Origin of the sequence: Microbacterium sp. CFBP 8801 (genome assembly GCF_014839455.1) — a bacterium.
Classification (GTDB): domain Bacteria; phylum Actinomycetota; class Actinomycetes; order Actinomycetales; family Microbacteriaceae; genus Microbacterium.
Genome location: NZ_JACYNU010000006.1, coordinates 144,525 through 167,529, shown reverse-complemented (window position 1 = coordinate 167,529; position 23,005 = coordinate 144,525). Strand labels below are relative to the sequence as shown.

The window sequence follows — 23,005 nt, the reverse complement described above, 5'->3', positions numbered from 1 at the left end:
CGGGCCCCGGTGTCCGCGGCCCGGGTTACGATCAGGTCACGGTGGCCACGACGCGCCTCCGCTCGCGACCCAAGGGATGCCATGGACGAGACGGTCATGCCCGATGCGGCCTCACGGATGCGCCGCTCCGACACCGCCCCCGCACGCCCCGGGATCGACGAGCCGCTCACCGCGGCGACGTTCGCCCGTCTGACCGGGGAGATCGTCGCATCCATCTCGCGCGTCATCGACGGCAAGCCGGATGCCGTGCGGAGTGCCCTGATCGCGCTGCTGGCCGAGGGCCACCTGCTCATCGAAGACGTGCCGGGCGTGGGTAAGACCATGCTCGCGCGGGCGCTGGCCGCGACCGTCGACGCCGACGTCCGTCGCATCCAGTTCACCCCCGACCTGCTGCCCGGCGACATCACGGGCGTGTCGGTGTTCAACCCGGTCCAGCGGCAGTTCGAATTCACCCCCGGCGCGGTGTTCGCCCACATCGTCATCGCCGACGAGATCAACCGCTCCTCCCCCAAGACGCAGTCGTCGCTGCTCGAGGCGATGGAGGAGCGCCAGGTGACCGTCGACGGGCGCACGCACGTGCTCCCCTCGCCGTTCCTGGTCGTCGCGACCCAGAACCCCCTCGAGATGGAGGGCACGTACGCCCTTCCCGAGGCGCAGCGCGACCGCTTCCTGCTGCGCATCTCGATGGGCTACCCCGATGCCGCGGCCGAGGCGCTCATGCTGCGCCAGCGCGAAACGGTCAATCCGCTCGACGCCCTGACGCCCGCCGTCACGGCCAAACAGGTGACCGCGATGATCGCGTGGGCACGCGGTGTTCACCTCGCCCCCGCGCTCGAAGAGTACGTCGTGGCGCTCGCGCAGGCCACCCGCAGCCACCCCGACATCCGTCTGGGCGCCAGCCCGCGCGCGACACTGCAGCTCGTGCGCGCGGCGAAGGTGCGCGCGGCCCTCGACGGGCGCTCGTACGTCATTCCCGACGACCTCACCGCGCTGCTGTCGCCCGTCTTCGCCCACCGCCTCATCGCCAATCGCTCGGCGGCCGGTGGGCGTGCCGGAGCCGCGGTGGTCGCCGAGGCGCTCGATCGGATCGCCGCCAGCGTGCGCGTGCCGCTCGCCCCGCGACCGTGAGCCCCGCGTGAGTCGACTCTGGCCCTTCACCCTGCGAGGCACGGGGGCGCTGGTGCTGGCGGTGACGTCGTTCGTGGTGGCGCGGCAAGCCGGCATCCCCGAACTGATGTACTTCGGCACGCTGCTCGTCGCGCTGCTCGCGGGTTCGGCCGTCGTGCTGCTGCTGACCCGCGGCGCGGGCGAGGTGACCCGCGCGGTCTCACCCGATGTGCCCGAGGTCGGCGCTCGGGCCGAGGTGGTCGTGCGCGCGGGTCTGCGCAGCGCCCTCCCCGCGTCGGCCGGGCGATGGAGCGACGTCGTTCCCGCCGGCCTCGCGGGGCGCGCCCGGGGCAGCTTCCCCGCCGCCGCCGCGGTGGAGCTGCGTTACGACGTCGTCGGCGCGGCGCGCGGCATCCATTCGCTCGGACCGCTCGAGGTGACCACGACCGATCCGTTCGGGGTGCTCCGGCGACGCCTGCGCCTGGGCCGACCGACCCCCGTCACCGTCGCCCCGGCCATGATCGACCTCGCGGCCCTGCCGTCAGCGTCGGGAGAGGCCGGGGGAACACGGCAGACCGCCGCGCTGCAGCTGGGACAGGGGGCCGACAACCTCGTCGCCCGTCCCTACGCGCCCGGCGATTCGATGCGCCGCATCCATTGGCGCGCCACCGCGCACCGCGACATGCTCATGGTGCGCCAGGAGGAGCAGGAGTCCAGCCCCGCGGCGACCGTCGTCCTCGACCGCGCCGTCTCGCGCTGGTCGCCGGCCGCTGCGCTCGCCCCCGCGAGCGACCCCGCGTTCGAGACGGCCGTGAGCGCCTGCGTCTCGGTTCTCGCGCGCCTCGTGCACGAGGGGTACACGGTCGACGTCGTCGACAGCGACGGCACCCTGCTGGTCGACCCCGTCGAGGGGGGCGATGACGTCGAGGCGCGCGCTGCCGCGGCGATGTTCGCCACGCTCACGGCGCGGCCCGACGACGAATCGCGGCGCGTGCTGCCCGCCTCGGCCGCCGCCCTGCTCGGACCGCTCGTGGTCGTCACGGGCGCGCTGACCCCCGACGACCGCGCCGCTCTCGGATCGACCGCTCCGCGATCGTCTCTCGCGGTGCTGCTCGCGGTGGCCGAGCACACCGAGCTCGACGCGCTTCGGCACGCCGGCTGGCGCGCGAGCACCCTGCGACCCCGCGGCGACATCGCCGAGAGCTGGGACGCAGCGATGGAACAGGGGTACACCCGTGTCGACCGGTGATGTGACGGTGCTGCGCTCCCCGCGGCGCCGACGCGATGCGACACTGCTCAGCATCGGATTGTTCGTCGCCCTCGCCGCGGCGATGCTGCCGGCGTTCTCGGTCATCGCCCCGGGCTCGTGGGTGGCGGGCGCCGCCGGTCTTTCGGCGGCGGTCCTCGCGGCGGGTCTCGGCGTGCGGCTCGCGCGTCTGCCGGCCCTCGCGGCCAGCCTCGTCGAGGTCGTCGTCTGGGTGGTGCTGCTGACGGCGATGTTCGGGCGTCCGACCGCGCTGCTCGGGCTGATCCCGACGCCGGCCACCGTGGCATCCGTTCCCGGACTGCTCGACGCCGCGGCGGAGGAGATCCGCGTCGGCGTGGCCCCGGTGTCGGCCGCCACCGGGCTGAGCTTCCTCTTGGTCGCCGCCTTCGGGGCCCTGGCGATCGTGCTCGATCACGTCGTCCTGACGGCGCGCATGCCCCTGCTCGCGGGCGTGGGACTGGTCGCCGTGTCGCTCATCCCGACGATCGCGATCCCCTCCGACGTCGACGTCTGGAGCTTCGTCGTGCTGGCCGCGGCTCTGCTCTTCCTGCTGCGCATCGACACCCGCGCGCGGTTGCAGGCCGATCCCGTCGCGCGTCGCCCGAGGACTCCGCGCCGTGTCGGCGCGTCGGCGACGGCCCTCGGCGTCGCCGCCGTCGCGGTCATCGTGGCCGTCGTCGCCACCCCCCTGCTGCCCCAGCCCGGCCTGCGCTTCGCCTCGGGCGGTACGGGCGGGGTGGGAACGACCATCAACCCCAACCTCGAACTCGGCAACGACCTGCGTCAGCCGCGCGACGTCGACGTGCTGAGCGTGCGCACGACCGCGCCGTCGGCGCCCTACCTGCGCGCGGTGACCCTGTCGAGCTTCGACGGCTCGGTGTGGCAGCCCGACAGCTCCGACACCGTGCCCGTGCGCGACGACGCACCCGTGTTCGACCCGCTCGTCGTCGACGGCGAGATCGCGGTGGCCGACTGGACCACCGACATCGACGTCGACCAGCTCGACAGCCCCTGGTTGCCGGTGCCCTACCCGGCCTCCACGGTGACGGGTCTGCAGGGCGACTGGCTCGGGATGCCGCAGAACCGCACCGTCGTCTCACGCTCCGGCTCCACGCGCGATCAGGTGTACGAGGTGCAGTCGACCGTCGCGCGTCCCACCCTCGAGCAGATCCGCGCGCGGCCGGTCGGCGGCGGCAACCTCGGCGACGCGGTGCGCACGCTCCCGGCGAACGTGCCCGCCATCATCGGCGACACCGCGCGAGAGGTCACGGCGGGCACGCAGAACCCGTACGACGCGCTGATCGCCCTGCAGACCTGGTTCCGCAGCAGCGAGTTCCGCTATTCGCTCGACGCCCCGGTCGACTCGGGCTTCGACGGAGCGGGGCTCGACGCCGTGGCCGATTTCCTGCAGGTGCGCGCAGGGTACTGCGTGCACTACGCCTCGGCGTTCGCCGTGATGGCGCGCACGCTCGACATGCCGTCGCGCATCGTGGTGGGCTACCTCCCGGGTTCGGCGACCGGGACCCCCTCGGACGGACGGACGACCTTCGTCGTCAGCTCCAGCCAGCTGCACGCGTGGCCCGAGGTGTACTTCGAGGGCATCGGATGGGTGCCGTTCGAACCGACGAACAGCCTCGGCGTGCCGACGAACTTCGCCTCGTCGTCGCAAAACGGGGCGTCCAACGCCCCCGCCACGCCGCAGCAGGATGCCGCCACCCCCGGCGCCCAGCCGTCGACCGCGCCCTCGCAGGACGGACGCGTCGACGTCGGCGACCAGGACGGCGTCGGCACCGGCACCGGCGCGGGCCGGGGTGCCGCCTGGGTGCCGGCGGCGCTCGCCGGTCTGCTGGTCGTGCTGCTCGCGGCCACCCCCGCCGTGGTGCGCCTCGTCGTGCGTCGTCGACGTCTGCACGCCGCGCGCGCGGGCGACGCCGTCGCCGCGTGGACCGCCCTGCGCGAAGACGCCGTCGACCTCGGCATCCCCTCGCCCGCCGCCGAGTCGCCCCGCGCGTTCGCGGCGCGGCTGATCGCCGACCACGGCGCTGATGCCGACGCCCTCGATCTGCTGCGCGCGGCGCTGGAGCAGGTCAGCTACGCCGGAGACGCGATAGACCCCTCCGCCGGAGCGGGCCTCGCCGACGCCGTCGACCGGGCGCGCGTCACGCTCGCCGCCGCGGCCTCTCGTCCCCGGCGCCTCGGCGCGCGACTCGCGCCGCGTTCGCTGCTCGTGCGCCCGGGTGCGGCGTCCGCGGAGCGCGAACCCGTCGGACGGTAGGGGGCGGGACCGGTCGCGCGTCGAGGCCGAGCTCTGCTCGGGGTCGACGTCGCGGTCCGCCGGGGGAAAGCGAAGAGCGCCGCCCCGGTGAGGGACGACGCTCTTCGTTCGGCGGAAGTGACAGGATTTGAACCTGCGAGGCGAGTTACCCCGCCTACATGGATTCCAGCCATGCTCCTTAGGCCGCTCGGACACACTTCCAACGGGAAAGCTTACACGGGACTCGAGCCGGTCCGAGTCGCGCTCCCCGAGGCGACGTCGGTCACCGCGCACCGTGCAGCCGTTCTTCGAGACCCGCGCGTACGGCCGGCCACTCGTCGCGCAGGATCGAGAAGTACAGGGTGTCACCCACCGTGCCGTCGGCGTTGATGCGGTGCCGCCGCAGGCGCCCCTCCGGCGTCGCGCCGAGCCGCTCGATCGCGCGGGCACTGCGGGTGTTGCGGCTGTCGCACCGCAGCGCCACTCGGTTCAGCCCCCACACGTCGAAAGCGTGGGTCAGCAGCAGCAGCTTCGTCGCCGGGTTGGTCCTTCCGCCCTGGAATGCGCGGCCGTACCAGGTCGTCCCGATCTCGACCCGGCCCTGCGCGGGCGTGTGGTCGTAGAACGTCGTCGATCCCCGGATGCCGGAGGTCACGGCATCCCGGACCGTGAACGCGAACAGGCCCGGGGTCTGCCGCTGCTGGTCGATGCGCGCGGCGTGAGCCTCGACGCTCTCGGGCCAGGGGGTCGTCATGCCCGCCCACAGCTCCGCGTCGGTGAGGGCCCACGCCTCGGTCGCGTCGTCGGGATGCGCGGGGGTGAGCACGACGTCGGGACCGCGCAGGACGAGGTCGTGCTCGGTCATCGCGCGGCCAGTTGGGCGACGAACTCGTCGGCCGCGTCGAGTTGGCGTCGAAGCGTCTCGCGCCGCTCCGTGGCCTCGGTCCGGATGGCCTCGAGACGCTCGCCGAGGGCGGCGTCGTCGGGTCGGTCGGCGAGGCCGTCGACCACCGAGAGCAACTCCCCCATCTGCTCGAGCGAATAGCCCAGCGGTTTCATCCGGCGGATCAGCAGCAGGCGCGACTCGTCGTCGGGCGTGTAGAGGCGGAAGCCGCCGTCGCTGCGGGCGGAGGGCACGAGGAGCCCGATCTCGTCGTAGTGGCGCAGCGTGCGGATCGACAGGCCCGTCCGCTCCGCGAGCTCGCCGATCTGCATCGGTCGCGCGTCGCTCATGGCATCCCCGATCCCGCAACCCTCTCGTTACGGTAGAGTGTGTTCGGTCGCGATCGCGACCCCCTCATTCTCCCCGCTCATCGGCGGGATCCCTCCGCCGCGTCTCCCGGGAGCATCTCCATGACCGACGTCTTCGCGCGCCCGCGCCCCGAGCCGACCGTGCTGCAGGCACTCCGCTCGCCCCGCCTGCTCACCCGCGAGGTGCTGGCCGGCCTCGTGGTGGCGATCGCCCTCATCCCCGAGGCGATCGCCTTCTCGATCATCGCCGGGGTCGACCCGCGCCTCGGACTGTTCTCGTCGTTCGTGATGGCCGTGGCCATCGCGTTCCTCGGCGGTCGCCCGGCCATGATCTCGGCCGCGACCGGCGCGATCGCCCTCGTCATCGCCCCCGTCGCCCGCGAGCACGGCGTCGACTACCTGCTCGCCACGGTGATCCTCGGCGGCATCCTGCAGGTGATCCTCGGCCTCCTCGGCGTCGCCAAACTCATGCGCTACATCCCCCGCAGCGTCATGGTGGGCTTCGTCAACGCGCTCGCGATCCTCATCTTCACGGCGCAGGTGCCGCAGCTGATCGGCGTGCCCTGGGCGGTGTATCCGATCGCCGTGGCGGGGCTGCTGATCATGTACCTGCTGCCGCGACTGACCAAGGCCGTGCCCGCGCCGCTCGTGGCCATCGTGCTGCTCACCGGCGCTGCCGTGGTGTTCGGCATCTCGGTGCCGACCGTCGGCGACCAGGGCGCGCTGCCCGAGAGCCTGCCGTCGCTGCTGCTGCCGAACGTGCCGCTGAACGGCGAGACGCTCGCGATCATCCTGCCGTTCGCCGTGGCCATGGCGATCGTCGGGCTGCTCGAATCGCTGATGACCGCCGCCCTCGTAGACGACATCACCGACACCCCCTCGTCGAAGACGCGCGAGTCACTCGGTCAGGGCGCGGCCAACGTGCTGTCGGGCCTGTTCGGGGGCATGGGCGGCTGCGCGATGATCGGCCAGACGATGATCAACGTCAAGGCGTCGGGCGCGCGCACGCGCATCTCGACCTTCCTGGCCGGCGTCTTCCTGCTGCTGCTGGTGCTCGTGTTCGGCGACGTCGTCGCGATCATCCCGATGGCGGTGCTCGTGGCCGTCATGATCGTCGTCTCGGTCGCCACGTTCGACTGGCACAGCATCCGCCCTTCGACCCTGCGCCGGATGCCGGTGAGCGAGACGGTCGTGATGGTGTCGACCGTCGCGATCACGGTGTGGACGCACAACCTCGCGATCGGTGTGGGCGTGGGCCTGATCGCCGCGGCCGTGCTGTTCGCCCGCCGCGTCGCGAGCCTGACGACGGTGACCCGCGAGGTCGACGGCGAGGTGGCGCGCTACACCGTCGAGGGCGAGCTGTTCTTCGCCTCGAGCAACGACCTGACGACGAAGTTCGCCTACCACCACGACCCAGCGCACGTGGTCATCGACCTGTCGCGCTCGCACGTGTGGGACGCCTCGACGGTGGCCGCCCTCGACGCCGTTCAGACCAAGTACGCGCACCTGGGCACGACCGTCGAACTCCAGGGCATGAACACCGCCGCCGCCCGATTCCACGGGCGCCTCACCGGTGGGCTCGGCGCCGGGCACTGACACCGGCTGCGCACCGGGGCGCGCCACGCGGGCTGGGCGGGGCGGCTGCGCGGGGCCGGCTGGGCGGGGTCGCGTTACGCGGGCGCGGCCCGGACTGCCGACGGCGTGCGGAGCGGAGGAGCTGCGACGCAGGGAGGATGCCAGGACGAGAAACGTCCTCCCCTCATCCCACGCCCTCCGCTGGGCACCGCGACGCGCCGACGCCGGGGCGACACCGCCACACGCCGACTGCGCGAGGCCGTGACCACCGACGGCGCGCCGTGGAGCCGGCCCGGATCACCGACGGCGTGCGGAACGGAGGAGATGCAGCGACGGGAGGATGCCAGGACGAGAAACGTCCTCCCCTCGTCCCACGCGCTCCGCTGGGCACCGCGACGCGCCGACGCGGGCGCGGCTCAGCTGCGCAGCGTCGTCGACGGCGTCTCGCCGAACTCGCCGCGGTACATCGCCGCGAAACGGCCGAGGTTCGAAAAACCCCATCGGGCGGCGACCGCGGCGACGGTGTCGACCGACGGATCGGCGCTGCGCAGCTCGGCGCGCGCGGCGTCGAGCCGCACGCGGCGCAGGTACTGCATGGGTGTGCGCCCGGTCGCGGCACGGAAGGCGTACTGCAGCCCCCGCGGCGACAGTCGCGCCGCCGTGGCGATGTCGGCCAGCACCACCGGCTCCGCGGCGTGGGCTTCGACGTAGGCCTTCGCACGGCGGACGGGCGCGGGGAGCGGGCGGGCCGGACGCCCAGCGGCGAGGACCTCGGTCAACGTGGTCGGAAACGTCAGCAGCGACGCCTCGAGCATGAGCGTGCGCGCCTGCTGCTCGACGAGCGGCGAGCGTTCCTGCGAGCGCAGCAGCACGTCGCGCGCGTACTCCCAGGTGCGCGACCAGTAGCGCAGACGCTGCTCGCTGACGGGGGCGTAGCCGGTCGGACGCACGCGCAGCGTGTCGTCGCCCGACAGGCGGCGGGCTGCCTCGTCGAACTCCGACCGCGCGAACGACACGCCTGCCCCGGCGATGCGCCCGGTGAAGGCGATCTCGAGCGGGCGGTCGACGACCATGAACGGCACCGCGGTGTCGATGCGCTCCCGGCGATACGTTCCCGCCACCCGGGGGCCGGCGATGCGGCCGACGACCACGTGATCGAGCGGGTCGGACTCGACCAGCATGGTCGACCCGATCGTGTAGTCGAAGAAACCGAACCCCGGCTCCGTCGCGGCGTGCCAGGACAGACCGGGCTGGATCACCTCCGCGCGCGAAATACGCGCCCCCGGGACGACCGACTGCCACAGCTGCTCCACCGTCTCGGCGTCGCGGGTCTCGATGTTCGTATGCTCCACGAGGTCTTCCTAAATTGTCCGAAGTCGTGCGGCAAGACCATTGCGCTCCGTGGCAAGGATCGATATGGGACCGCTCTCACGCGCGCTCCGCGGGCGTCCGTGCACGAACCTGGATGCCCCCCATCCACGTTCCAGCGTACTGGGGCAATTCATAGCAAGCAGCCACAGCGTCGTCGGCCGCCGCGCGCGCACCTCCGGCCGGGGCGCGCAACCCGTCTCACATCGCATTGACCGCCACCGCCGTGCTCGGGAAGATTCGGGACGCAGCTCCTTCGGGGTGCGGCATCCGGCGTCCCCGTTCCCCGGCGCGACGGTCGGATCGTCTCGGTGCGGCGCTCGTGACCCCGCACTGAGACGGCCCACCCCGCGCGGGAGCCCCGGCACGGACATAATGGAGGCAGCCGCCGCCGGGTGTGCCGATACCCGAGGGGATGCCGATGCCTTTTCGCACGATGAGCACGCTCCAGGAGTGGGTCGACGACTTCCGGGCGCTCGGGTTCGACGACGCGGAGATCCTGCGCGTCATCCCGCAGGATGGCGAAGACGGCGCGGACGCCGGCCTCGTCGCCGCGCAGCTGCGCAGCGTCTCGACGACCTTCTACGTGGCGCCGAGCAGCGAGGTCGGTTCGACCGACTGGGCCGTCACCTTCGAACCTCGAGAAGACGCGGCTCCGCTGCCCGCCGGTCGGGTCATGGCGTTGTCCGGCGAGCTGGCCACCCTGGCGGCACTGTGCTCGTTCCTGCAGGCCCGGTCCGAGGCGTTCCTCGCGCGAGCCTGACACCCTCGCCTCCACCGCGGTGTGGAGGTCGAGCGGTCACGCCTCAGCGTGGCGACTCAGCGCTCGTCCGCTATCGCCACCGTCGCGATGAGGTGCTGCAGCAGCGACGCCGCCGCAGCCGCGCGCTCCGCATCCAGGCCGGCGATCGCCGCCTCCATGCCGTCGTCGAAAGCGCGCAGCGCGTTCCATGGGGGGCTGTCGAGATCGACCGTCGCCGTGATGTGGTTGACCCGCCGATCGTCCTCGTCGAGATCGCGGCGAACGGCGCCACGCTGGACGAGACGGTCGATGAGGGTGGTCACACCGGCCGAGGTGATCCCCAGGTGATCGCGCACGTGGGAGGGACGCGCGCCGGGGTTGTCGGCGACGAACACGAGCGCGCGGGCGTCGAGCTCGTTAAGCGCGAGTTCGCGGCGGGCGGCGGCGGCGGCGACGCGCCGAGCCTCGCCGTATGCGAGCAGGGCGCGCCCCAGGTCGGACCCCGGCGAGGGGGACGACGAAGAATCGGAAGACGTCTGCACGACCCCCGATCGTAGCGACTCCATCCCAGAGGCCGTCTCGTCGCGAGGCGGAGGAGCCGGGTGATGCCCTCGTCTCCTCCGCCTCGAGCCGGGCCCGTCGTCTGGACCCGCGGCGTTGCCCCGCATGCGCAGCAGGGCGGCGCTGTCAAGGGCGGGCCCCGCCGCTCGCCGCCGGTCTAAGACGGAACAAGGACAGTTCCGTCGGGAGACGGGAGCGAGGAGAAGACCATGATCTACGGACAACACGGCGCACAGGACGACGCCCAGCACGCGGGCTCGGTGTGGAGCATCGCGATGTCGACCGCGATGGGCAACGGCATCGTGCCGAGGGCGGCCGAGGACCGACGGGGGACGCGTGCGGCCCCGCGCTGGCCCTGGTCGCGCACCCGCACGATCGTCGAGCCGATGGTGGTCGCGCCCCGAGCCTGAACCACCGCTCTTCCTACCGACGCGTCGGCTCCCACCCCCGGGAGCCGGCGCGTCGGCCTGTGTCCGGGCGTTCATACGATGGTTTCCACGGCGTAACCCGCCGCACCGGGCCGACCCTTCAGCATGGGACGACCGCATCCGCGGTGATCGGCGACAGCACCGCCACGAGCGGTGCTCCTCCCCCGGAAGGCCCCTCGATGATTCGACCCCTGCGCGTGCTGTCGTTGTACGAGGGCTTCTTCGCCGGGGGCGCACGGATTCTGCATTCCGACGTCATCGCGGGTCTCGCCGCCGGCGGTGCGCAGCACCACCGGGTGCTCTCGCTCACCTCCGCCGCCCGTCGCGACGCGTCGCTGCAGCTCGCCCGCGACGACACGCGCTATCGCCGTCTGCGCCGCGCCGGGGTGCGCATCGACGCCCTCGACCGCATCGCGGGCGATCACCCGGTGCACCCCGAAGACTTCACCCGGCCCGAACTCGAGCGGGCGGCCCATCTCTTCGCCGACGCCGACGTCGTGCTCTCACTGAAAGAGCAGCCGCTCAGCCTCGTGGTGGCCCTCGATCGCGCCGGGCTCCTGCCCGCACGGCCGGTGGCGGCGTGCCTGCACCGCTCCGATCCCACGCATTCGGGGCCGGCGCTGGGGTGGTTGCGCGATGCCGGGGCCTCCGGCGCCGTGTCGGCCACGATCGCCTGCGCCTCGTCGACGTCGACCGCCTACGCCCGCGCCGGCGTCGTCACCGAGCAGGCGTGGGTCATCGACAACGGCATCGACACCCGTCGTTTCCGCCCGGGCACCCGGGCCGAGCGTCACCGCATCCGCGAGGGTCTCGGCATCCCGGAGTCCGCCCCCGTCGTGCTGCTGGCGGCACGCTTCGACGCCATGAAAGACCCGGGGCTGTTCCTCGCGGCGGTGGCGCGCCATGCGGCGCACTCCCCCGGCGCCCACTACGTCATGTGCGGTTCGGGCATGACCCGCGACAATCCCCTGTTCACCGCCCTGCTCGCCGAGAACGGCATCGACGGCGCGGTGGCGCTGCACGCCCTGGGACTGCGCGAAGACATGCCGCAGCTGTATCGCGCGGCCGACATCGTGGCCCTCACCAGCGCCTTCGGCGAAGCCTCACCCCTCTGCCTGGCCGAGGGAGCGGCATCCGGAGCCGTCCCCGTGACCACCGACGTCGGCGACGCCGCCCGGATGGTCGCGGGCTTCGGCCTCGTCACGCCCCGCGACGCCGCCGCGATCGCCGCCGCCTGGGACGACGCGCTGTGCCGCCGCGGCGAGCTGCGCCGCGCCGCCCTCGCCGCACGCACGCGCATCGACCGCAGGCGCATGGTCGACGATTACCGTGGTGCGATCTCGAGCCTGCTGCTGCCGAGCGTCCTGGCCGCCTGACCCTCGGCGCGAGGTGAGAACACCGTCTCCTGTGGCACGGTACCGACGGATTCCGCTCCACGCGCGGGTGGCGAGAAAGAGACCGGGCGCGCACGATGTGGACGTCCTTCGCGACACCCGGATACGGTGGCGTGTCATGGGGCGAATGAGCATCGACGATGCTTCGGTGCCGAGGTGACCCCTCGGCGGCGGTTGGGGCGTCGTGGCGGCGTTGATCGTGCAAGCGGTGTGCGTGTCTCTGGCCTTCGCGCTCGGGGCGGCCGGGAGTTGGGCGTGGTGCTGGATGCTTTTTCTCGCCGTCCCCGCCGTCAACGTCGTCGTCTACGGGATGGGAAGTCGGCGCACTCCGTGACGTCTCAGCGCACGCGGGGCCGCGCGGCACCATAGACGCCGCACCGACACCGCGCTATCCCCGCCGCCGGTGCCCCGAACCGTGTCTACAGTGAGGCATGACCGCGCGCATCCTCTCGATCGGCACGGCCCTGCCCGAGACCCGCGTCGAGCAATCGGCCCTGCGCGACCTCTTCGCCGCGCAGCCCGGGTTCGACCGCAAGGGCCAACGCCTGGTGGGTGCGGCCTTCGATGCCGCCGCCATCGACACCCGCCACGTCGTGCTGCCGCAGCTCGCCGGCGGCACCGGGGGCGGGCTCGGCGTCCGTGACGGCGACACGCTGCTCATGCCGTCCACGGGAGCCCGCAACGCGGAGTACCGCCGCACCGCACCCGCCCTGTTCGCCGAGGCGTCGCGCGCCGCGATCGAGGGTTCGGGGCGGACGCCGGATGCCATCACGCACGTCGTGACCGTCTCGTGCACCGGCATGTTCGCGCCGGGTCCCGACTACCACCTCGTGCGCGACCTCGGCCTGCCGACCTCGGCCGAGCGGTACCACCTCGGTTTCATCGGATGCGCGGCGGCGATCCCCGCGCTGCGGCTCGCGGCGCGGATCGTGACCGCCGACCCCGACGCCGTCGTGCTCGTGGCGTGCGCCGAACTGTGCTCGCTGCACTGGCAGACCTCGTCGCACCCCGACCAGATCGTCGCAGCCTCGGTGTTCGCCGACGGCGCGGCGGCCGCGGTCGTGGCATCCGGAGACTCGTCGCACCCCGGCCTCGACCTCGACGACTTCGCCACCCACGTCACCGACGAGGGCGAGAAGGACATGGCCTGGACGGTGGGCGACTCCGGGTTCGAGATGACCCTCACCCCCGAGGTGCCGCGCATCATCGGGCGCGAGATCACCGGCATCGCCGCCGACGTGCTGGGCGACCTGCGCGACGTCGACGCGTGGGCCGTGCATCCCGGCGGCCGCAGCATCCTCGACCGGGTCGAGAGTGCTCTCGGCCTGGATGCCGCCGCCCTGGCGCCCTCGCGGGAGGTGCTGCGCGCGCACGGCAACATGTCGAGTGCGACCCTGCTGTTCATCCTGCGCGACCTGCTGGCCGACGTCGCGCACCCCGACGGGGAGCGGATCGCCGCCCTGGCCTTCGGCCCCGGCCTGACGGTCGAGGCGGCGCGTCTGACGCTGCGCCGCCCGTGAGCGCCGCGCGAGGCCCCGCCACCAGCGACGGAGCGACCGGCCTCTGGCGCAGCCTCGCCCGACGCGATGCGGCGCTCACCGAGCTGATGGACGACCCCGACTGCGACCCGCGCGCCCTGGCGGCGACGTATCGGCGGTTCGACGTCGTGAACCGCCTGGTCTCGGCCTGGGGGCACGTGTACCGCTCGCGCGTCCGCCCGCAGTTGCAGGCGCTCGGCCGCCCCGCCCGCGCGCTCGACCTGGGGTGCGGCGGCGGCGACGTCGCCGTCCGTCTGGCGGGCCTGGCCGCGCGCGACGGGTTCGACGTCGAGTGGACCGGCGCCGATCCCGACCCCCGCGCCATCGCCTCGGCCCGCGCGCGCGAACGACCGGGCGTGCGGTTCGTGGCCCAGGACTCGGGCGCCCTGCGCGCCGCGGGCGAACGCTACGACCTGGTCGTGTCGAACCACGTGCTGCACCACCTCGACGCCGCCGCCCTGGCGACGTTCGCCGAGGACTCGCTCGCCCTCTCGAGCGGTCGGGTGCTGCACGCCGACATCGCCCGAGGCCGACTCGCGTACGCCCTGTACGCCGCGGGGATCGCCCCGCTGTCGGCCGGCACGTTTCTGCGCGTCGACGGACTGCGCTCGATCCGCCGCAGCTATCGCGCCCCCGAGCTGGCCGCCGCGCTCGGAACACCCTGGCGGGTCGAGACGCCGGCGCCCTTCCGTGTTCTCGCCGTGGCCGAGGGGCGGGCGGAGCGTGCCTGAGGTGCTGGTGGTCGGAGCCGGACCCGTCGGTCTCGCCCTGGCGGCCGACCTGCGGGTGCGCGGGGTCGACGTCGAGATCGTCGAGAAGCGCGCCGGCACCGGATCAGGGTCGCGGGCCATCGGCATCCACTCCCCCGCTCTCGCCCTCCTCGAGGCGTCGGGCGCGACCGAGGCCCTGCTGGCGCGCGCCGAGAGGATCGTCCGCGGCGAGGCGCGGGCCGACGGCCGGCTGCTCGCGGCGATCCGCTTCGATCGCCTGCGGGCGCGTCATCCGTACGTCGCCGCCCTCCCCCAGGCCGACACGATGGAGGTTCTGACCGGCCTCGCGCCGCGCGTGCGTCGGGGGGTCGCGATGACCGCCGTGCACGACGACGGTCAAGGCGTACGCGTGCGCGCCACCGGTCCGCGCGGTGACGAGGAGATCCGCGCCCGCGTCGTCGTCGTGGCCTCGGGATGGGCGGGCCGCGACCTCGCGTACCGCCCCGGCGCCGTTCGGACGCACCACTACCCCGACCGCTACGTCATGGCCGACGTCGTCGCTCCCGGCGGTCCCGTCGCCCGGGTGCACCTGGAACGCCAGGGCGTGCTGGAGTCGTTCCCGCTGCCCGGCGGACGCCGCCGGCTGGTGGCGTGGGCGGGCACCGACGAGGTGGCGGATGCCGTCGGCACCCTCGAGCGGGCCGTCGCCGAGCGCGCGGGGCTCGAGGTCGACATCGCCGAGGCGACGACGTTCCGCGTGCGGCGCGCCGTGGCTCCGGCGCTGCGGCGCGGCCGCGTCGTGGTGGTCGGCGACGCCGCCCACGAGGTGAGCCCCATCGGCGGTCAGGGGATGAACCTCGGGCTGCTCGACGCCCTCACGCTGGCCCCGCTGCTGCCCGGGTGGGTGCGGACGGGCGAGGCCGTCGGCCTCGGACGATGGGAGACCGACCGTCTGGCCTCGGCGCGGCACGCGGCGCGCCTGGCCTGGCTCAACACGCTGCTCGGGCGAGCCACGGGCCCGCTCGCCCACCCCCTGCGCACCGGGGCGCTGCGCACCATGCTGCGGGGGGCGGGGGGCGCGCTGTTCACGCGCGCGTACGCCATGCGACTGGATCGCGCCGCCCGCGACTGACGAGCCGCCCGGGCGGGAGGAGTCAGGTCACGACGAGTTGAGCGGCGAGCAGCAGCGCCGCCAGCATCGTGAGCTGGAACACCGCGCGTCCGGGCGCGCGCACGAGCACGAGCACCACGGCCGTGGCCGCCACCGCGATGACGGCGGCGAAGAAGATCGCGCCGAGCACCGTGGCATCCGTGCCGATCAGCACCGCCACCGCTCCGGCGACGACGCCGACCGCCGCGAGCACCACCGAGACCCGCGCACCGAGGCGGTGCGGAAGGCCCCGCACGCCCGTGCGCCGATCGTCGTCGAGGTCGCGAACGACGTTGGTCAGATGCACGGCCGCGCCGAGGGCGGCGCCCGCGAGCGACGCCCACGGGGCAGCCAGCGCGGGAGAGGCGAGGGACAGCGTCGCGAACGACGGGAAGAGCCCGAAACTCAGCACGAACGGCACGATCGACGCCGGCGTCGACTTCAGCCCGGCGTTGTAGGCCCACGCCGAGGCCAGGGCCACCGCGTGCGCGGCGACGAGTCCGGGGCCGAGCGGCACCGACAGGAGCACGGCGAGGAGCGCGGACGCCACGGCCACCCCGAGCGCACGTTCCGGAGTGATCGCTCCCCCGACGATGGGCTTGTCCGAGCGGCCGACGGCGGCGTCGCGCGCGCCGTCGATCGCGTCGTTCGACAGGCCCACCGACACCTGCCCGGCGAACACGGCCACCACCAGCAGCGCGAGTCGCCCGGGCTCGACCCCGGCGGCGAGGCCGAGGGCCAGCGACAGAACGGTCACGACCAGGGTCGGCCCCGGGTGGGTCGCGCCCCACAGCGCCCGCACGAGGGGCGGCTTCGCCGCGGCATCCATCACCCGATGACGCTACCGCGGCTGCGCACCCGGGCGGTCGACCCGCCCGGGCGCCTCACCACCACCACGTTGAGCGTCCAGGACACGCCGCCGAGACCGGCCCCGGCACGGCGCGTCTTGGACACTCGACGGTCTTGGCACTCTCCTATCGAGAGTGCTAATCTGCTGCCACGTTGAGCGCACAAGGCTCAACTTCATCGAACTCCGGATGCCGATATCCGGACCGACCGAAAAGGAGAACCGACCATGGCCACTTACGACCCCTTCCGCGACCTCGACCGCCTCGCGTCGACCCTTCTCGACGCCCGTCGCGGGGGCGGACCGCGCCGGATGCCGATGGACCTCTACCGCGACGGCGACCACTACGTGCTCTCGGCCGACCTTCCCGGGGTCGACCCGGGCTCGGTCGACATCGACGTCGACGGTCAGCTGCTGACCATCCGCGCCGAACGCACCCTCGCCACCGGCGACGACGTCAAGTGGATCACCCGCGAGCGCGAGACGGCCACCTTCGTCCGCCAGCTCAACCTCGGCCAGGGCATCGACACCGACGGCATCAGCGCCGCCTACCGCAACGGGGTGCTGTCGGTCACGATCCCGGTGAACGAGAAGGCGAAGCCGCGCCGCATCGCGGTGGCCACCGACGACCACGACGGCGTCATCCGCGCGCACGAGAGCGAACCGCAGCTCATCGAGCAGTAATCCATCGCGAAGAGAGGGGTCGGCCCGAACGGACCGACCCCTCTCTTCGCGCGTCGCTCAGAGGTCTTCGGGCGCCAGGTCGCCCTGGCCCTCTTCGCCGAGCTCGACGACGCCCGGGTCCTGACCCTGCGAGTCGGTGCCGGTGGACCCGGGGTGGATGTCGTCGAACGGGATGTCGGTGTCGTCGGCGGCGATCTCGGCCGGGTCTGCGCCCGTCGCGGTCGCGGGGGCGATGTCCTGCGGGTCGACGCCCTCGTCGAGGGCCGTCGTGGCATCCCACTCCGCCTGGGCGGGGTCGAGCGCGGGGTCGGGCTCGATCGAGGTGTCGCCGTCGCGCAGGGGCTGCACGCCCGCGATGCCGACGTCGGCGGCGGGGGTCGACGAGTCGGCGGGGGACGGGTCGATCGAGGCGTCGCTCATGAGGATCCTTTCGTCGAACGCACCGGGGTGCGTCACCGCTGATCGGCGGTGCCTCCATCCAACGATGCCGACGCGGCCGCGCCCCGCCCCTTGACAGGCCCGGCCCGCGCACGGACCACGCGCTTCGACGGGTGCGCCCCCGCTCCGGCGCGGGAGAAGCGCTCCTGCCGACGGCGAGCCCTCTTCGTCGTTCCCCAGCGCCCGGGTCATCCGCCCGACCGACGCTGTCAACCGGGTGGTATCCCGCTGCCGATGACGACACGGTGAGGGAGACGAGAGGATCCCCCATGAACGACTCGAGCCGCACCGTCGCTCGCGCCGACACCCCCCGCATCGTGATCATCGGCGGGGGCAACGCCGGACTGTCGGTGGCCGGACGCCTCCACCGGGCCCGCGCCGGAGACATCACCGTGATCGAGCCGCGGACGCAGCACGTCTTCGCGCCCCTCCAGTCGCACATCGCGGGAGGCGCGGCACGGGCCAGCGAGGCCGTCCGCGCGCAGGCCGACGTGATCCCCCCGGGCACCCGCTGGCTGCGCGACGAGGTCTTCACGGTGGATGCCGCGGCCCGCCGCGTGCATCTCGTGTCGGGCGGTCATCTCGACTACGACCAGCTCGTGGTGTGCGCCGGCCTGCGCATGGCATGGGAGCAGATCCCGGGCCTGCCCGAGGCCATGGCGGCACCGAACGGCATCTCGAACTACGACTACGACCTCGCCGCGAAAGCCTCACCGGTGCTGCGCGACCTGCGCTCCGGCACGGTCGTGTTCACCCAGCCGCCCGAGCCCGCGTCCTGCGGCGCGGCCGCGCAGAAGCCGATGTACCTCGCGTGCGACTGGTGGCGCGCGATCGGTGTGCGCGACGACCTGCGCGTGGTCTTCGTCGCCCCCGACCCCGTGCCCTTCGGCATCCCGGCCATCGACCGCGAGCTGCAGCGCAAACTCGACGAGTACGGCATCGAGGTGCACTACAGCCGCGAGGTGCGGTCGGTGGATGCCGAGGCGCAGACGATCACGATCGGTCACGGCGAGGCCGAAGAGACCCTGGCGTACGACGTGCTGCACGCGGTCCCTCCGCAGCGGGCGCCGGAGTGGATCGCCGGCAGCGGGCTGGCGGCATCCGACGATCCGCACGGGTTCGTCGACGTCGATCCCGAGACGCTGCAGCACACGCGGTATCCAGAGATCTGGTCGGTCGGCGATGCCGCCGCGGTGGCGACCCGCCGTTCCGGGGGCGCGATCCGGCAGCAGGCGAAAGCCCTCGTGAAGAACATGACGGCGGTGAGAGCCGGGCGCTCCCCCTCCGCGAAGTACGACGGCTACAGCGTCGTGCCGTTCACGGTGTCGCGCGGCACCGTCGTCTTCGCCGAGTTCGATCGTCAGGGGCGCCTGCAGCCCACGATCCCCTTCTGGCGTTCGCTGTATCGAGAGCGCGCCCTGTCGTGGATCGCCGACCGTCGGGGGCTGCCCTGGGTCTACTGGCACCTGATCCTGCGCGGTCGCGCCTAAGCCGCGGGGCGAATCCCCGAACGACCCCGGCGCGCCGCGCACGCCCATAGGGCACGCGAGCCGATCCCTCAACCCCGGGGGCAGCTCGCCCGTGACGAGCGAAGACTGGGACCAGCCCCGGAAACCACACGAAAGAGGACACCATGGCACAGGTCATCGAAACCATCGACGTCAACGTTCCCGTCCGCGTCGCCTACAACCAGTGGACGCAGTTCGAGGAGTTCCCGCACTTCATGAGCTTCGTCGAGTCGATCACGCAGAAGAGCGACACCCTCACGCACTGGAAGGTGAAGATCGCCGGTGCCGAGCGCGAGTTCGACGCCGAGATCACCGAGCAGCACCCCGACGAGCGCGTCGCCTGGAACAGCGTCGGCGGCGACGAGAACCACGCGGGTGTCGTGACGTTCCACCGTCTCTCCGACGACGAGACGCGCGTCACCGTGCAGATCGACTGGGAGCCCACCGGAGTCCTCGAGAAGCTCGGTGCCGTCTTCGGCGCCGACGACCACTCGGTGAAGAAGGACCTCGACAACTTCAAGAAGTACATCGAGTCGCGCGGTGCCGAGTCCGGCGCCTGGCGCGGCGACGTCAGCTGACGTCATAGACAGGAAAGCCGGGTCCACCCTTCGGGGCGGACCCGGCTTTCGCGTGTCAGACGCTCACCACTGCGGGTGGATCTCCGCCCGCAGACGGCGGTCGTAGACGTCACGCACCAACGCGTCGAAGGCGTCGAGGTCGAAGCCCTCGTCGAGGAGCTGTGCGGCCCCGGCGTTCGATGTGGCCTGCGCCACCGAACGGGCGCCCGGGATCACCGAGGTGATGCCCTCGCGCGAGGCGATCCACGCCAGCGTAGCGGCGGGCAGGGTGACTCCCTCGGGAAGCGAGGCCTTGAGCTCGTCGGCCGCGGCCACTCCCTCGGCGAACGGGACGCCCGAGAACGTCTCCCCCTTGTCGAACGCCTCGCCGTTGCGGTTGTACGTGCGGTGGTCGTCCTTGTCGAACGTCGTGTCGGCGGTGTATTTGCCCGAGAGCAGACCGCTCGCCAACGGCACGCGGGCCAACACGGCGACGTTCTTCTCGGCCGCCATCGGCAGCACCTCGTCGAGGGGCTTGAGCCGGAACGGGTTGAAGATGATCTGCAGGTTGCTGAGGTTCGGCCGGCGGAGCGCCGAGAGGGCCTGCTCCATCGTCTCGACCGACGCACCGTAGGCGGCGATGACGCCCTCGGCGACGAGCTGGTCGAGCGCGTCGTAGGTGGCGTCGTCGTCGATCACGGCTGACGGCGGGCAGTGCAACTGCACGAGGTCGAGGGTGTCGGTGCCGAGCAGCCGCCGCGAGCGGTCGATCCACCCACGGAAGTTCTCCATCGTGTAGTTCTCGGGCACCTGGTCTTCGCGACGGCCCATCTTGGTCGCCACGGTGATGCCCGTGGCGGCGGTGTCGTTCAGGAACTTTCCGATGATCTCTTCGGACCGGCCGTCGCCGTACACGTCGGCGGTGTCGAAGAGCGTGACGCCGGCGTCGGCCGAGGCGGCCAGCACGGCGAGGGCCTCGTCTTCGCTGACACCGCCCCAGTCGGGGCCGAGCTGCCAAGTACCGAGGCCGATCACCGAGACGTCACGGCCGGTGCGGGAGAGGGGACGCTGCTGCATTGCGGTTCCTTTCGAAGCTGGTTCCGAGCCTATCCAGCGCGTCCGGCACCGGGGCCGCGGCCCACCGGACGCCCCCTGCGCACCCCGTGGCGGTCGTCAAGCCCGTTCGCCCGGTCGGCGGTCGCCTCTAGCGTGGCGGCACACCCCACGGAAGGAACGCCATGAACACTCCCGCCGACCGGCTCCCCGGAGCCGACGAAGAGAACATCGTCCCCGAGTCCGAGGGCCTGGCCGCCGATGTGCCCGCCGGCGCCGCCGGCGCCGACACCGGTGCCGTCGGAGCGGCGCAGATCGACGCCGACGACGAAGCCCGCATCCAGGGCATCTCGAGCCAGAACGACCTGCCCGGAGTCGGCACCCGCGCCGCCGACGGCCTCACCGAGCGGGGCACCGACGACGCCCGCGGCGAGGGCGGCTCGACCTCGCGGCACACCGAGGACACCGGCGGCGGCTCGGCCACCGCGCACGCGGCTTCGGACGCTCCCGCCGAGGGCGAACCGCACGTCGACGCCGACGACCCCATCGCGAAGTTCCAGCCCGGTGTCGGCCGTGATTCCGCGGCATCCAGCAAGATCGCCCAGAGCCTGCCCGACCCCGACGACGCGTGATCCCGCCGGGGGCGGCCCTCCGGTCGCCCCCGCGCACGGTCCCAGCCCCCTCGACGGGCTCCCGGCCTCCCGCAGCGGCGAGGCTCAGCGTGCGAGGCGCAGGGCGTCTTCGGCGAGGTGGAAGAAGTCGCCCATCGCCGCGGTCACGGCCTGCGCGTCGTCGGCCGAGAGAAGCAGCACCACCGTCGCCTCCCCCTCGTCGTCGCGCACGAACCAGCTGCCGGTCAGCACGCCCAGGCTCGAACCGCCCTTGAAGCCGACGTAGGGCCACGTGCCGACGTCGAGTCCCGCACCGGGGTTCTCGCTCAGGATGGCGAGCACCTCGGCATCCTGGGTCTGCTGCAGCGCCCGATGCACGGCGGCGATGTCGGTGGCCGAGGCGAACCAGTCGAATCCGTCCTGCCATACCGGGGTCGTCACGTCGGTGACGCCGACGGCCAGCGGGGCGGCGTCGATGCGGTCGAGCAGCGCGCGCTTCGCAGCGTCGTCGGCACGCGCCCACTCCTCGCGCAGAGCCGGGTCGCCCCAACCCAGGGTGAACAGCTCCTTGGTCGAGAGGAAGGGCGTCAACGCGGCGGGGTCCGCGTGGCCGCTGCGCGCGACCGCCGCTTCGACGCGCTCACGCCCGAGCCGCTCGATCAGCAGGTCGGTGGCGGTGTTGTCGCTGATGCGGATCATGGCCGAGGCGGCCTCGCGCACCGACACCTCGGTACCGGTGGGGGCGTTCTGAAGCTCGCCCGAGGGCAGGCTGCGGTCGGCGTCGTCGAGCACGAGCGTCTCGTCCCAGGCGAGATCCCCGGATGCCACGGCATCGGCCGCCGCGAGCAGCACGTACAGCTTGAAGATCGAGGCGAGGGGAGCTGCCCGTTCGGTGTCCACCGCCACGACGTCGTCGTCTCCTCGCCGGATCAGCGCGCTGACCTCGCCGGGAAGATCGCCCAGGCGCTGCTCCACCTCGTCGAGCGAGGCGGAGGGCTCCCACGGCTCGGCGACCGGGGCGAACACCATGCCGGTGATGCGGTCGTTGCCGTCGATCGCGAGCGAGAGATCGAACGGGTCGCCGAGCGTCCCGGCGAGGGTCGCGACCGCCTGGGTCTCGGTGCCCTGGTACGCGGTCACGGTGAAGGGCGCCGCCGGGCGGATCTGCCGATTGAGCAGCTCGGCGATGTCGTCGGCCGACACCTGCTGCTGGAAGTCCTCGTGCAGCACGCGCGACCAGTCGCCGGCCGTCGTGTCGGCCTCGGCCTCGAGCACGTCGATCACCCAGGTCAGCCGCTCCCCCACGGGGGTGGCCGGCACCTCGACCGAGGCCGCGGGGGTTGCGGGAGTGTCGGGCGCGGAGCTGGTACACGCGGTGAGGGCGGCGATCGTGGCGATCGAGAGGGCGGCGGCGAGGCGACGGGCGAGAGTCACGGGAGTCCTTCCGAGGGGGGCTTTCCACGCTACGGACCCGCTTCGCACGCCGCCTCCCTCGCGAGACGGAGATACGCGAAGGTGGAGGCATGCACGACCTCCGCCTCGAACCCCTCGCCCCCTCTCTCGACGACTACCTCGAGCTGCGCCGTGCCTCGGGCCTGACCCCCAAGCGTTCCGATCAGGGCGCGCCCGCGCTCGCGAACAGCTGGGCCTGGCGTCGGATCGTGGATGCCACGGGTCGATCGATCGCGATGGGCCGGGTCGTCGGCGACGGCGGGTGGTACTTCCTCATCGCCGACATGGCCACGCTGCCCGAGTACCAGCGACGCGGTCTCGGCCGCCGCATCCTCGAGGACCTTCTCGCGGAGATCCGCGCGAAGGCCCCCGAGGGTGCCTACGTGACCCTGCTGGCCGACCCTCCGGGTCAGGCGCTGTACCGCAGCCTGGGCTTCACCGAGCCGACGACGGGTTCGGTGACGATGCACCTGCTGCTCGAGGGCTGAGCGGGCCGCCTCGCGGGGGACG

23 protein-coding genes and 1 tRNA gene are annotated in these 23,005 nt (G+C 72.8%); 15 read left to right on the top strand and 9 right to left on the bottom strand.

Translation table 11 applies throughout. The features are described from left to right. Window positions 1-117: 117 nt before the first annotated feature. The 3 genes from IFR11_RS09610 to IFR11_RS09600 are packed head-to-tail and all read left to right on the top strand — an operon-like array spanning window position 118 to window position 4,649. Complete coding sequence (locus IFR11_RS09610) at window positions 118-1,128, top strand: AAA family ATPase (protein WP_191916026.1); 1,011 nt, start codon at window positions 118-120, stop codon at window positions 1,126-1,128. Between the two features lie 7 nt (window positions 1,129-1,135). After that, window positions 1,136-2,356, top strand: coding sequence for a DUF58 domain-containing protein (locus IFR11_RS09605; RefSeq protein ID WP_191915996.1), 1,221 nt, complete (start codon window positions 1,136-1,138; stop codon window positions 2,354-2,356). Then, window positions 2,343-4,649: a transglutaminase TgpA family protein gene (locus tag IFR11_RS09600; RefSeq protein WP_342030280.1), complete on the top strand. Its 2,307-nt coding sequence runs from the start codon at window positions 2,343-2,345 to the stop codon at window positions 4,647-4,649. Before IFR11_RS09605 ends, IFR11_RS09600 begins: the two co-directional genes overlap by 14 nt. 112 nt (window positions 4,650-4,761) lie before the next feature. Here IFR11_RS09600 and IFR11_RS09595 read toward each other — a convergent pair. The 3 genes from IFR11_RS09595 to IFR11_RS09585 all read right to left on the bottom strand — a co-directional run bounded on the left by IFR11_RS09595 (window position 4,762) and on the right by IFR11_RS09585 (window position 5,861). Next, window positions 4,762-4,850 (bottom strand) — tRNA-Ser (locus IFR11_RS09595). A 61-nt stretch (window positions 4,851-4,911) separates the two neighbouring features. Next, window positions 4,912-5,493: a GNAT family N-acetyltransferase gene (locus tag IFR11_RS09590; RefSeq protein ID WP_070409471.1), complete on the bottom strand. Its 582-nt coding sequence runs from the start codon at window positions 5,491-5,493 to the stop codon at window positions 4,912-4,914. Continuing rightward, entirely contained in the window at window positions 5,490-5,861 is a 372-nt protein-coding gene (locus IFR11_RS09585) for a MerR family transcriptional regulator (protein ID WP_191915995.1), read from the bottom strand. Before IFR11_RS09585 ends, IFR11_RS09590 begins: the two co-directional genes overlap by 4 nt. A gap of 120 nt (window positions 5,862-5,981) precedes the next feature. Here IFR11_RS09585 and IFR11_RS09580 point away from each other — a divergent pair, with 120 nt between their 5' ends. Then, on the top strand, window positions 5,982-7,475 hold the full coding sequence (locus tag IFR11_RS09580) for a SulP family inorganic anion transporter (protein ID WP_191915994.1): 1,494 nt from the start codon (window positions 5,982-5,984) through the stop codon (window positions 7,473-7,475). Between the two features lie 395 nt (window positions 7,476-7,870). Here the strand turns inward: IFR11_RS09580 and IFR11_RS16775 are convergent, their stop codons facing one another. Further along, a complete protein-coding gene (locus IFR11_RS16775) occupies window positions 7,871-8,806 on the bottom strand; it encodes an AraC family transcriptional regulator (protein ID WP_055838548.1) in 936 nt (311 codons plus the stop codon). Between the two features lie 437 nt (window positions 8,807-9,243). Here IFR11_RS16775 and IFR11_RS09570 point away from each other — a divergent pair, with 437 nt between their 5' ends. After that, complete coding sequence (locus IFR11_RS09570) at window positions 9,244-9,585, top strand: hypothetical protein (protein ID WP_070410021.1); 342 nt, start codon at window positions 9,244-9,246, stop codon at window positions 9,583-9,585. A 56-nt stretch (window positions 9,586-9,641) separates the two neighbouring features. On the opposite strand, the gene IFR11_RS09565 is transcribed toward IFR11_RS09570, so the two are convergent. Beyond that, entirely contained in the window at window positions 9,642-10,106 is a 465-nt protein-coding gene (locus tag IFR11_RS09565; RefSeq protein WP_191915993.1) for a MarR family transcriptional regulator, read from the bottom strand. A gap of 228 nt (window positions 10,107-10,334) precedes the next feature. Here IFR11_RS09565 and IFR11_RS09560 point away from each other — a divergent pair, with 228 nt between their 5' ends. The 5 genes from IFR11_RS09560 (at window position 10,335) to IFR11_RS09540 (ending at window position 15,327) form a co-directional block, all read left to right on the top strand. Beyond that, on the top strand, window positions 10,335-10,535 hold the full coding sequence (locus IFR11_RS09560; protein ID WP_055838552.1) for a hypothetical protein: 201 nt from the start codon (window positions 10,335-10,337) through the stop codon (window positions 10,533-10,535). A gap of 197 nt (window positions 10,536-10,732) precedes the next feature. After that, the gene (locus IFR11_RS09555; protein ID WP_191915992.1) at window positions 10,733-11,929 is read left to right on the top strand and encodes a glycosyltransferase; all 1,197 of its coding nucleotides are present in this window, start codon (window positions 10,733-10,735) and stop codon (window positions 11,927-11,929) included. 449 nt (window positions 11,930-12,378) lie between these two features. Then, the gene (locus tag IFR11_RS09550) at window positions 12,379-13,467 is read left to right on the top strand and encodes a type III polyketide synthase (protein ID WP_191915991.1); all 1,089 of its coding nucleotides are present in this window, start codon (window positions 12,379-12,381) and stop codon (window positions 13,465-13,467) included. 86 nt (window positions 13,468-13,553) lie between these two features. After that, a complete protein-coding gene (locus IFR11_RS09545; RefSeq protein WP_191916024.1) occupies window positions 13,554-14,216 on the top strand; it encodes a methyltransferase domain-containing protein in 663 nt (220 codons plus the stop codon). After that, the gene (locus IFR11_RS09540) at window positions 14,209-15,327 is read left to right on the top strand and encodes an FAD-dependent monooxygenase (RefSeq protein WP_191915990.1); all 1,119 of its coding nucleotides are present in this window, start codon (window positions 14,209-14,211) and stop codon (window positions 15,325-15,327) included. The genes IFR11_RS09545 and IFR11_RS09540 overlap by 8 nt, the downstream gene beginning before the upstream one ends. 22 nt (window positions 15,328-15,349) lie before the next feature. Here IFR11_RS09540 and IFR11_RS09535 read toward each other — a convergent pair whose 3' ends face one another. After that, entirely contained in the window at window positions 15,350-16,174 is an 825-nt protein-coding gene (locus IFR11_RS09535; protein WP_191916023.1) for a UbiA family prenyltransferase, read from the bottom strand. Window positions 16,175-16,420: 246 nt separating this feature from the next. Between IFR11_RS09535 and IFR11_RS09530 the strand changes: the two genes are divergently transcribed. Continuing rightward, window positions 16,421-16,876, top strand: a complete 456-nt coding sequence (locus tag IFR11_RS09530) for an Hsp20/alpha crystallin family protein (RefSeq protein WP_191915989.1) — start codon at window positions 16,421-16,423, stop codon at window positions 16,874-16,876. A 57-nt stretch (window positions 16,877-16,933) separates the two neighbouring features. Here IFR11_RS09530 and IFR11_RS09525 read toward each other — a convergent pair whose 3' ends face one another. Continuing rightward, entirely contained in the window at window positions 16,934-17,296 is a 363-nt protein-coding gene (locus tag IFR11_RS09525) for a hypothetical protein (protein WP_055838574.1), read from the bottom strand. A gap of 287 nt (window positions 17,297-17,583) precedes the next feature. Here IFR11_RS09525 and IFR11_RS09520 point away from each other — a divergent pair, with 287 nt between their 5' ends. Then, window positions 17,584-18,804, top strand: a complete 1,221-nt coding sequence (locus IFR11_RS09520) for an NAD(P)/FAD-dependent oxidoreductase (protein ID WP_191915988.1) — start codon at window positions 17,584-17,586, stop codon at window positions 18,802-18,804. A gap of 143 nt (window positions 18,805-18,947) precedes the next feature. After that, window positions 18,948-19,400 (top strand): SRPBCC family protein, encoded by a 453-nt coding sequence (locus IFR11_RS09515; protein ID WP_055838580.1) that lies wholly within the window; start codon window positions 18,948-18,950, stop codon window positions 19,398-19,400. A gap of 63 nt (window positions 19,401-19,463) precedes the next feature. Here IFR11_RS09515 and IFR11_RS09510 read toward each other — a convergent pair whose 3' ends face one another. After that, entirely contained in the window at window positions 19,464-20,456 is a 993-nt protein-coding gene (locus IFR11_RS09510; RefSeq protein WP_055838582.1) for an aldo/keto reductase, read from the bottom strand. A 161-nt stretch (window positions 20,457-20,617) separates the two neighbouring features. Between IFR11_RS09510 and IFR11_RS09505 the strand changes: the two genes are divergently transcribed. Continuing rightward, window positions 20,618-21,064 (top strand): hypothetical protein, encoded by a 447-nt coding sequence (locus tag IFR11_RS09505; protein ID WP_055838585.1) that lies wholly within the window; start codon window positions 20,618-20,620, stop codon window positions 21,062-21,064. A gap of 84 nt (window positions 21,065-21,148) precedes the next feature. Here the strand turns inward: IFR11_RS09505 and IFR11_RS09500 are convergent, their stop codons facing one another. After that, complete coding sequence (locus tag IFR11_RS09500; protein ID WP_191915987.1) at window positions 21,149-22,477, bottom strand: Cpe/LpqF family protein; 1,329 nt, start codon at window positions 22,475-22,477, stop codon at window positions 21,149-21,151. An 89-nt stretch (window positions 22,478-22,566) separates the two neighbouring features. On the opposite strand from IFR11_RS09500, the gene IFR11_RS09495 reads away from it, so the two are divergent. Further along, window positions 22,567-22,983, top strand: a complete 417-nt coding sequence (locus IFR11_RS09495; RefSeq protein ID WP_191915986.1) for a GNAT family N-acetyltransferase — start codon at window positions 22,567-22,569, stop codon at window positions 22,981-22,983. Window positions 22,984-23,005: the final 22 nt, after the last annotated feature.

What these genes read in the sequence shown, in the direction of transcription:
- IFR11_RS09610 (WP_191916026.1), top strand. Translation starts at nt 118, where the DNA reads ATGCGCCGCTCCGACACCGCCCCCGCACGCCCCGGGATCGACGAGCCG.
- IFR11_RS09590 (WP_070409471.1), bottom strand. Translation starts at nt 5,493, where the DNA reads ATGACCGAGCACGACCTCGTCCTGCGCGGTCCCGACGTCGTGCTCACC.
- IFR11_RS09585 (WP_191915995.1), bottom strand. Translation starts at nt 5,861, where the DNA reads ATGAGCGACGCGCGACCGATGCAGATCGGCGAGCTCGCGGAGCGGACG.
- IFR11_RS09580 (WP_191915994.1), top strand. Translation starts at nt 5,982, where the DNA reads ATGACCGACGTCTTCGCGCGCCCGCGCCCCGAGCCGACCGTGCTGCAG.
- IFR11_RS09570 (WP_070410021.1), top strand. Translation starts at nt 9,244, where the DNA reads ATGCCTTTTCGCACGATGAGCACGCTCCAGGAGTGGGTCGACGACTTC.
- IFR11_RS09560 (WP_055838552.1), top strand. Translation starts at nt 10,335, where the DNA reads ATGATCTACGGACAACACGGCGCACAGGACGACGCCCAGCACGCGGGC.
- IFR11_RS09555 (WP_191915992.1), top strand. Translation starts at nt 10,733, where the DNA reads ATGATTCGACCCCTGCGCGTGCTGTCGTTGTACGAGGGCTTCTTCGCC.
- IFR11_RS09550 (WP_191915991.1), top strand. Translation starts at nt 12,379, where the DNA reads ATGACCGCGCGCATCCTCTCGATCGGCACGGCCCTGCCCGAGACCCGC.
- IFR11_RS09545 (WP_191916024.1), top strand. Translation starts at nt 13,554, where the DNA reads ATGGACGACCCCGACTGCGACCCGCGCGCCCTGGCGGCGACGTATCGG.
- IFR11_RS09535 (WP_191916023.1), bottom strand. Translation starts at nt 16,174, where the DNA reads ATGGATGCCGCGGCGAAGCCGCCCCTCGTGCGGGCGCTGTGGGGCGCG.
- IFR11_RS09530 (WP_191915989.1), top strand. Translation starts at nt 16,421, where the DNA reads ATGGCCACTTACGACCCCTTCCGCGACCTCGACCGCCTCGCGTCGACC.
- IFR11_RS09525 (WP_055838574.1), bottom strand. Translation starts at nt 17,296, where the DNA reads ATGAGCGACGCCTCGATCGACCCGTCCCCCGCCGACTCGTCGACCCCC.
- IFR11_RS09520 (WP_191915988.1), top strand. Translation starts at nt 17,584, where the DNA reads ATGAACGACTCGAGCCGCACCGTCGCTCGCGCCGACACCCCCCGCATC.
- IFR11_RS09515 (WP_055838580.1), top strand. Translation starts at nt 18,948, where the DNA reads ATGGCACAGGTCATCGAAACCATCGACGTCAACGTTCCCGTCCGCGTC.
- IFR11_RS09510 (WP_055838582.1), bottom strand. Translation starts at nt 20,456, where the DNA reads ATGCAGCAGCGTCCCCTCTCCCGCACCGGCCGTGACGTCTCGGTGATC.
- IFR11_RS09505 (WP_055838585.1), top strand. Translation starts at nt 20,618, where the DNA reads ATGAACACTCCCGCCGACCGGCTCCCCGGAGCCGACGAAGAGAACATC.
- IFR11_RS09495 (WP_191915986.1), top strand. Translation starts at nt 22,567, where the DNA reads ATGCACGACCTCCGCCTCGAACCCCTCGCCCCCTCTCTCGACGACTAC.